Source organism: Pseudomonas sp., assembly GCF_036387035.1.
In the GTDB taxonomy this organism is placed as follows: domain Bacteria; phylum Pseudomonadota; class Gammaproteobacteria; order Pseudomonadales; family Pseudomonadaceae; genus Aquipseudomonas.
Genome location: NZ_DASVUM010000168.1, coordinates 1 through 5889, shown reverse-complemented (window position 1 = coordinate 5889; position 5889 = coordinate 1). Strand labels below are relative to the sequence as shown.

Below are 5889 nucleotides of genomic sequence, written 5' to 3'. Positions count from 1 at the left end.
CACGCCGATCCAGCTCAGCCATCCCGATGCGCCCTGCGAAGTGCGCTATCTGGATTTCATCTACGAACCGCTGCTGGATGATTCGGGCCAGATCACCGGGATTTTCTGCGAAGGCTACGACGTCACCGAGGCGCACCTGTCCCGCGCCGCGCTGGAGGCCAGCGAAGCGGCCTTGCGCGAGGAAACCCGAACCTTGGAAACGCTGAACCGGGTGAGCACGGAGCTGGCCCTGGAGCTGGATCTCAAGCGGCTGGTGCAGACCGTCACCGATGCCGGCCGAGAGATGACCGGCGCCGAGATCGGCGGGTGTTTTCACAATGCCGCCAGCAGTCAATTCGATTTGTTCACGCTGTCTGGCGTGCCGTCGTCCGAACTGGCGCAGTTGCCCGGTCCGCGTGCCAGCCCAGTGTTCGCGCCGGCATTCCTCAGCGAAGGCGTGATGCGTTCCGACGACCTCGTGCCGGACGAGCGCTACGGCCGGATTTCGCCGCACTTTGGCCTGCCGGCCGATCACCCACCGGTGCGCAGCTATCTGGCCGTATCGGTCGTGTCGCGCTCCGGTGACGTACTTGGCGGGCTGTTCTACGGGCATTCGCAGGCCGCTCAATTCACCCCGCGTCATGAAAAACTGATGTCCGCGCTGGCGGCTCAGGCGGCAATCGCCATCGATAACGCCACCCTGTTTCAGCAGGCCCAGAGTGCCAACGAAACCCTGGAGCAGCGTGTGCAGGCCCGCTCGCGGGAATTGTCGGAAGCGCATTCCGCCCTGCGCCAGGCGCAAAAGATGGAAGCCGTGGGGCAACTCACCGGCGGCATCGCCCACGACTTCAATAACCTGCTTGCCGGCATCCTCGGCAGCCTGGAAATGATCGATCGCCGGATCGCCAGTGGCCGGCTCGACGGCCTGGATCGCTACGTCAGCGCCGCCCACGATTCGGCCCATCGCGCCGCCACCCTCACGCAACGGCTGCTGGCGTTTTCCCGTCGCCAGACCCTCGACCCCAAGCCCACCGACGTCAACCGTCTGGTGGCGGGCATGGGTCAGCTCATTGCCTCCACCATCGGCCCGTCCATCAGCACGCGGACGATTGCCAGTGGCGACCTGTGGCTGAGCAAGATCGACGCGCCCCAGCTGGAGAGCGCACTGGTGAACCTGACCCTCAATGCCCGCGACGCCATGCCGAGCGGCGGCGAGCTCACCGTGCAGACGCGCAATGTCTCCTCGGACAGCGCCGCAGGGATCGCGGCGAAGCTGCCTGCGGGCGACTTCGTTGAAATCAGCGTGAGCGATACCGGCACCGGTATCGCCCCGGAGATCCTCGACAGGATCTTCGACCCGTTCTTCACCACCAAACCCATCGGCCAGGGCACCGGCCTGGGCCTGTCGATGATTCACGGTTTCGTCCACCAATCCGGTGGCACCGTCCAGGCGCGCTCCACCCATGGCACCGGCGCGACGATCTCGTTGTATTTGCCGCGCTACCTGGGTGAGCGCGGACAGGCACCGGCCCGCTGCCCGTCGCAGATCCACAGCCGCGGCGAAACCGTGCTGGTCATCGACGACGAGCCTCATGTGCGCATGCTGATGTGCGACGCCTTGCGCGAACGCGGTTACCAGGTCAGTGAAGCCATGGACGGGCCGTCGGGCTTGCAGATGCTGCGGTCGATGGCCTCGATTGATCTGCTGGTGACGGACGTCGGGTTGCCTGGCGGCATGAATGGCCGACAGGTTGCCGACGCCGCTCGCGCCCTGCTGCCCGCGCTCAACGTGTTGTTCGTCACCGGTTATGCAGACAACTCGGCGGTTGGCGGCGACCAGTTGGAGAGCGGCATGGCCGTGCTGCTCAAGCCGTTTGGCATAAACAACTTCACGCAGAAGGTCGGCGAGATCCTGGCCGCAGTGCCGGTGCCGGAAACCACCTGAAGCACACGCCGCCGGTCCACAGCGGCTCGTTGCGCCGCGTATTCCGCGCTCAGCTCGACCCCGAGCGCACCCCTCATGAAACGGCTCATCAGACCGGCGGCGCCGCTTGCGACCGATCAGTCAGGTTTTTTCATCCAGGCATGGAACTCACAGGCGCGGCATGCCCCTAAGCACGACGTTAGCGAACAGGCATAACGCCTGTTCCACGAGAGGTTTAGGTTTCCATGTCTTCCAGCAACCCATCCGCCGCCATAGGCCAACCAGACGAGCAGCGCACCTCGCCGCGTCGTCTGATATTCATCTCGGTCCTTGTCGCCACCATGGGCGCACTCGCTTTCGGTTACGACACGGGCATCATCGCGGGCGCCCTGCCCTTCATGACCTTGCCGCTCGATCAGGGCGGTCTGGGCCTGAACCCCTTCAGCGAAGGGTTGATCACCGCGTCGCTGATCGTCGGTGCCGCCTTCGGCTCATTGGGCAGCGGCTACCTGTCCGACCGCTTCGGCCGACGCGTGACCCTGCGCATGCTGTCGCTGTTGTTCATCGTTGGCGCGCTGGGTACGGCGACCGCGCCGTCGGTGCCGTTCATGGTCGCGGCGCGCTTTCTGCTGGGCATCGCTGTCGGCGGTGGCTCGGCAACGGTGCCGGTGTTCATTGCCGAGATCGCCGGGCCTTCGCGCCGCGCACGGCTGGTCAGCCGCAACGAGCTGATGATCGTCAGCGGTCAGTTGCTGGCCTACGTGCTGAGCGCGGTGCTCGCCGCACTGCTGCACACCCCCGGTATCTGGCGCTACATGCTCGCCATCGCCATGGTCCCGGGCATCTTGCTGCTGATCGGCACCTTCTTCGTGCCGCCGTCGCCGCGCTGGCTGGCGTCCAAAGGCCGCTTTGACGAAGCCCAGGACGTGCTTGAGCAACTGCGCGATACCAAAGACGCCGCCCGGCGCGAAGTCGAGGAAATGAAAGCTCAGGAGAAGCAGGCCCACACGCACATCGCGGCCCGCGAGTTGCTGCGTCAACCGTGGGTGCTCAAGCTGCTGCTGATCGGTGTCGGGCTGGGCTTTACCGCGCAGTTCACCGGCGTCAACGCGTTCATGTACTACACGCCGATCATCCTCAAGCACACGGGCATGGGCACCAACGCCGCACTGACCGCGACCATCGGCAACGGCATCGTTTCGGTGATCGCGACCTTGCTCGGGATCTGGGCCATCGGCCGCTACGGACGCCGGCACCTGTTGATGACCGGCCTGGTCATCGTGGTCCTGATGCAGGCGGCGCTGGGCTGCGTGCTGCAATTCATGCCGCAGAATCTGACCCAGAGCTACGCCGCGCTGGCATGCATTCTGGTGTTTCTGCTGTTCATGCAAATGTGCATTTCGCCCGTGTACTGGCTGCTGATGTCGGAGCTGTTCCCGATGCAGGTCCGCGGTCTGTTGACCGGCACGGCGGTGTCGATGCAATGGCTGTTCAACGCCACGGTCGCGTTCCTCTTCCCGATGGCGGTGGACACCCTCGGCAACCCGACTTTCTTCGTTTTTGCGGCGATCAACATTGGCTCGCTGATCTTCGTCTTCACGTGCTTGCCGGAAACCAAGGGCAAGTCCCTTGAGCAGATCGAGAAGCACATGAAGAAGGAGTTGTGAGTGGCGGGCTACTCAGCCGAGTAATCGGCTGATCCAGCCAATGTGCAGCGCGGTGTCGCTGGCGTTCTGACCGGGCACGCCACGGGCCTGGGACAGCTGGGCCAGCGTGCGTCGCTTGCGGGACAGCGCACGCTGCCACTTATCGAGGAACGCCGGGCTTCGCACTTGCAGCTGCAGCGGCCCGAAATACAGCTCCTCGGGGCTGTACACCACGGGACCGGTGCGCTCGGCGACAATGATCTCGTAGTCGAAGCGGTTCTCGCGCAGGACCTCTTCGTGAACGATGCGGTACCCATTGTCCATCAGCCAGTGGCGCAGCGCGGCTTCGCCGCCGTTGGGTTGCAGGATCAGCCGTTCCCCTCCATGAAGACGCACCTTGCCGGCCTCAAGGATGTCGCGAATGGTCTCGCCGCCCATGCCGCAAAGGCTGACTGCGGTGATACGGTCGACGGGTTCAATGGCGGCGAGCCCGTCGGCCAGGCGCACGCCGATGCGCTCCTCAAAGCCGTTATCGCGCACGGTGCGCTCGGCCGCCCTGAACGGCGTCGCTGCCACCTCGCCCGCCACTGCCGCGGCAATACGCCCTCGCCGCATCAATGCCACCGGCAGGTACGCGTGATCGGAGCCGATGTCGGCCAGCCGCGCGTTGTCAGGCACCAGCGCCGCCACGCGCTCAAGACGCCTGGACAATGTGTGTTCGTTCACCTGCAGCCCTCTTCAATCCAACCGATCCGCCCGACCGATTGGTCTGCTCGGCCGTCGCGGGGACGGGAGTCTGTCGGGCCGCGCTGAAGATTTCAACCGCATCGGCACACCGCTGGCCGGTGGCCGCCCGCTATTCGGGCAGCTTGGCGATCACCTTGATCTCGAAATCAAAGCCATACAGCCAGGTCACGCCCACCGCGGTGATCGTGGGATGCGGCGCTTCGCCCCAGAACTCCGGCACCACTTCCCAGGCTGTTTCGAAGGTCGACTGCGGATCGACCATGAACACGGTGACGTCAATCACGTCATCGAAGGTGCAACCGGCGGCGTGGAGGATGGCATTGAGGTTGGTGAACGCCAGGCGCACCTGCGCGCGCAGATCGGGCTCGGGCGAGCCATCTTCGCGGCTGCCGACTTGCCCCGACACAAACAGCAGGCCGGCGGATTTGATTGCCGGCGAATAGCGATTGCGTTCGTACAACGCATGGCGGCCAGGCGGAAATACAACGTCACGGACAGTCATTTTTGTGTTCTCCCTCAGCGGAGCGGAATGCTCCGTCGTTCGATGGGCAGACTGTAGGACGGCGGATTCGCTGGATAAACCAGCAGCACTGATCAAGACTGTTTGCGTTTCTCAAACAATAAGGGGCCGCAATGGACCGTTTCGACGCGATGCAGGCGTTCGTGCGCGTGGTGGAAACCGGCAGCTTCACCAAAGCCGCCGGCACCTTGCACATGAGCAAGACCACGGTGACGCAGCTGGTTCAGCAGCTCGAAGCGCGGCTGCGGGTCAAGCTGCTCAACCGCACCACGCGCAGGGTCAACGTGACCGCCGACGGCGCGGTGTTCTACGAGCGTGCGCTGCGCGTGCTGGCGGATCTGGACGACGCCGAAACCGGGCTGTCCAGTGCTGCCGCCGCGCCCCGAGGGCGTTTGCGTGTGGACGTGCCCAGCCCGTTCGCGCGCATGGTGCTGATCCCGGCGCTGCCGGATTTCCATGCACGCTACCCCGACATCCAGATCGACCTGGGCGTCAGCGATCGCATGATCGACCTCATCGGCGAGAACGTCGATTGCGTGGTGCGCGGTGGCGAACTGACCGACCAATCGCTGATGGCCCGGCACATCACCGACTTGAAGCTGGGCGTTTACGCATCGCCCGCGTATCTGCAGCGCGCCGGAACGCCGCACCATCCGCGTGATCTGGAAGCCGCGCACCACAGCATCGTCGGCTACCGCTGGGCGCGCACCGGACAGCTATTCCCGATGGTGCTGCAGCAAGGCGGCGAGACGGTGCAAGTACAGAGCCGCTATTTGCTCACGGTGGACGACGGCAACGCTTACCTCGCGGCAGGCCTGGCGGGCATGGGCGCGCTCTGGCTGCCGCAGTACATGGCCGAGCCGTCCGTGCGTCGCGGTGAACTGGTGGCGCTGTTCGAGGACTGGCAACTGGAATCAATGCCGATGTACGTGGCCTTCCCGCCCAACCGGCACATCAGCATCAAGCTGCGGGTGTTCATCGACTGGGTTGTGGAACTGATGGGCGACGGGTACAAAAGCCGATCACCGGCAACGATTGAACAAGGATAAGGACGCGATGGACGACGGGATCAG

General features: G+C 64.5%; 5 protein-coding genes. 3 read left to right on the top strand and 2 right to left on the bottom strand.

Translation table 11 applies throughout. The annotated features are described in order from the left end of the window. Positions 1 to 1924 (top strand): ATP-binding protein (locus VF672_RS16265; protein WP_331105593.1); only part of this gene is annotated, 1924 nt, incomplete at its 5' end. Between the two features lie 224 nt (positions 1925 to 2148). Further along, positions 2149 to 3570 (top strand): sugar porter family MFS transporter, encoded by a 1422-nt coding sequence (locus tag VF672_RS16260; RefSeq protein ID WP_331105592.1) that lies wholly within the window; start codon positions 2149 to 2151, stop codon positions 3568 to 3570. A 12-nt stretch (positions 3571 to 3582) separates the two neighbouring features. Here the strand turns inward: VF672_RS16260 and VF672_RS16255 are convergent, their stop codons facing one another. Continuing rightward, positions 3583 to 4275, bottom strand: a complete 693-nt coding sequence (locus tag VF672_RS16255; protein WP_331105591.1) for a tRNA (adenine(22)-N(1))-methyltransferase — start codon at positions 4273 to 4275, stop codon at positions 3583 to 3585. Positions 4276 to 4405: 130 nt separating this feature from the next. Next, entirely contained in the window at positions 4406 to 4798 is a 393-nt protein-coding gene (locus VF672_RS16250; RefSeq protein WP_331105590.1) for a RidA family protein, read from the bottom strand. 131 nt (positions 4799 to 4929) lie between these two features. Here VF672_RS16250 and VF672_RS16245 point away from each other — a divergent pair, with 131 nt between their 5' ends. Then, entirely contained in the window at positions 4930 to 5865 is a 936-nt protein-coding gene (locus tag VF672_RS16245; protein WP_331105589.1) for a LysR family transcriptional regulator, read from the top strand. Positions 5866 to 5889 lie beyond the last annotated feature (24 nt).

Bases quoted from the DNA above. Each gene is read 5' to 3' on its own strand.
- VF672_RS16260 (WP_331105592.1), top strand. From the start codon at position 2,149: ATGTCTTCCAGCAACCCATCCGCCGCCATAGGCCAACCAGACGAGCAG.
- VF672_RS16250 (WP_331105590.1), bottom strand. From the start codon at position 4,798: ATGACTGTCCGTGACGTTGTATTTCCGCCTGGCCGCCATGCGTTGTAC.
- VF672_RS16245 (WP_331105589.1), top strand. From the start codon at position 4,930: ATGGACCGTTTCGACGCGATGCAGGCGTTCGTGCGCGTGGTGGAAACC.